We start from the raw sequence: 2,159 nt of genomic DNA, 5'->3' as shown, positions 1-2,159 counted from the left end.
CCTCCAAGTAAAGATCCCAAAAAAGGAATTCTCCTATGTACAATACCGACATCCCGACCCGCGCCGAGCTGCCGACATCCATGCAACTCCTTCGCTCTACCGTCATCGCAATTCTCGCGGCAGCTGCCATCCTTGTGACCATCGTGCTGCCGGCCGAATACGCCATCGATCCCACCGGCGTTGGGCGAGCGCTCGAGCTCACCGAGATGGGCGAGATCAAGACACAACTGGCCGAAGAGGCCGAGCAGGACCGCCTTCGCGAACTGCAAAACGGCACTCCGATCGCCGTGCCAGCCCGAGATCAGCAGTCGAGTCTTCTGGAGCGCGTCTTCGCTGAACTGGTGATGGGTTCCGCCTCTGCCCAGGAACTCCGGACAGACGAAATGTCGGTCACCCTGAAGCCCGGCGAAGGAGCTGAGATCAAGCTCGTCATGGCCAAGGGCGCACAGGCACAATACTCTTGGACGGCCAATGGCGCGGCGGTGAACTTCGACACCCATGGTGACGGCGGCGGCGAAAACATTTCATACGAGAAGGGCCGCGGGGCTGCAGAGGACGAGGGCGTACTTGAGGCAGCGTTTGACGGCAATCACGGTTGGTTCTGGCGTAACCGCACCGATGCCGACGTCACCGTGACGCTGAAGACGAACGGTGCCTACACCGACATCAAACGGATGATGTGAACGATACGTCAATTTTATCCGGCGCCGTTTGGCGCCGGAGTGACGCGCTGTTCATTGCCACGACCTCACTGTTTGGCGCACCACCGTCCCGTGAGCATTCGTGTCGAGGTAGGCGGCGGCGTGGTGAATTGGTGCGCCGCTAGGCTGTGTCAACGTGTCATGCCGCATTGGCTGTTGGCGAAATCAGCGCCGAACGTTTGCCGCGATGGAGATCCTTGGCAAACACGCAAGCCGAACTGTGCCCAGGAGATAGCTTCAAGGCCGGTGGCATCTGTTGTTTGCATTCTTCGACCACCAAGGGGCAGCGAGTCCGGAACCTGCAGCCGGATGGTGGATTCGTAGGGCTCGGCACCTCCCCGATCATGACCGGAACCCTGCGCTGCTTTTCGGCGATCGGATCCACCTCCGGTGTCGAGGCCAGCAACATCTGCGAATAGGGATGGCCTGGGTGATCGTAGAGTTCCTGCGATGGCCCGTGCTCCACGATCTTGCCGAGGTACATCACGTAGACGCGCGATGCAGCCTGCCTGACCAACGCAAGGTCGTGGGCAATGAACAGGCACGCCACCCCAAAATCTTTCTGCAGGTGCAGGAAAAGGTTCATCACTTGGGCTCGGATGGACAAATCCAGTGCGCTAACTGGTTCATCGCAGATCAGCACTCTTGGATTCACGGCGAGGGATCGGGCAATCGCAACGCGCTGGCGCTGCCCTCCGGACAGTTCCCGCGTGTGCCGATCCTTCAAAGCGTCCGCCAGTCCGACCTGATCCAGGAGCGCCTTGGTACGATGGTTGCGGTCGGATTGTGATTTCAACCCGCTGATCAGCAACGCTTCATCGATCGTCTCACCGACCGTCTGTCTGTCGTTCAGGGACGAATATGGATCCTGAAACACGTATTGGAGCGCCCTGCGGCTTTCGCGCAGTGCTGCACCGGAGAGTGTGGTGAGGTCCACTCCATCAAGCAGGACTCGTCCCGCGCTTGCCTTTTCGAGACCCACAATGGTGCGGCCCAGCGTCGACTTTCCGCAACCGGACTCGCCTACCAGACCGACGATCTCGCCCGGATAGAGCTCGATCGAGACGTCGTCGACGGCATGGATGAACTTGCCTCGCTGAACGCTTTTGAAGCGCGTCTGCAGGTTTTCGACTTTCAGAACAGGACCGTGCGTCATGCTGCTGCCTTCCTTTGGTTGACAACCGCGCAGGCCACGACAACAGCGCTGTCGACCGACCGCGCAAGTGGAGGGCGGCTTGCGGTGCATGCGGGAATTGCGAGCTCGCAGCGCGGGGCAAAGGCACAGCCTTTGAATGGCGCGCCCAGCGTTGGCGGTATCCCGGGAAGACCGCGAAACTCCGAACCGATCGGGTCTTCCCGCCGTGGGATCGCGTTGATCAGCCCTCTCGTGTACGGATGGCGTGGGGTAACGAGGACCTTGTCCACGGGACCTCGTTCGGCGGCCCGAGCCGCATACAT

Annotated in this window: 3 protein-coding genes; 1 reads left to right on the top strand and 2 read right to left on the bottom strand. The window is 60.5% G+C overall.

The window, feature by feature from the left end:
* Positions 1-35: 35 nt before the first annotated feature.
* Positions 36-683 carry a hypothetical protein gene (locus tag NKH97_RS33170; RefSeq protein ID WP_023809583.1) on the top strand — a complete coding sequence of 216 codons (648 nt, stop codon included), beginning with the start codon at positions 36-38 and terminating at the stop codon, positions 681-683.
* Between the two features lie 157 nt (positions 684-840).
* Here the strand turns inward: NKH97_RS33170 and NKH97_RS33165 are convergent, their stop codons facing one another.
* Positions 841-1,857: an ABC transporter ATP-binding protein gene (locus NKH97_RS33165; RefSeq protein WP_127291993.1), complete on the bottom strand. Its 1,017-nt coding sequence runs from the start codon at positions 1,855-1,857 to the stop codon at positions 841-843.
* Positions 1,854-2,159 (bottom strand): oligopeptide/dipeptide ABC transporter ATP-binding protein, encoded by a 306-nt coding sequence (locus NKH97_RS33160; RefSeq protein WP_352760106.1) that lies wholly within the window; start codon positions 2,157-2,159, stop codon positions 1,854-1,856. Before NKH97_RS33160 ends, NKH97_RS33165 begins: the two co-directional genes overlap by 4 nt.

This window comes from Mesorhizobium sp. M0870 (genome assembly GCF_040319775.1).
Taxonomy (GTDB): Bacteria; Pseudomonadota; Alphaproteobacteria; order Rhizobiales; family Rhizobiaceae; genus Mesorhizobium.
This window is presented reverse-complemented; position numbering and strand designations above follow the sequence as displayed.

What these genes read in the sequence shown, in the direction of transcription:
- NKH97_RS33170 (WP_023809583.1), top strand. Translation starts at nt 36, where the DNA reads ATGTACAATACCGACATCCCGACCCGCGCCGAGCTGCCGACATCCATG.
- NKH97_RS33165 (WP_127291993.1), bottom strand. Translation starts at nt 1,857, where the DNA reads ATGACGCACGGTCCTGTTCTGAAAGTCGAAAACCTGCAGACGCGCTTC.
- NKH97_RS33160 (WP_352760106.1), bottom strand. Translation starts at nt 2,159, where the DNA reads ATGTATGCGGCTCGGGCCGCCGAACGAGGTCCCGTGGACAAGGTCCTC.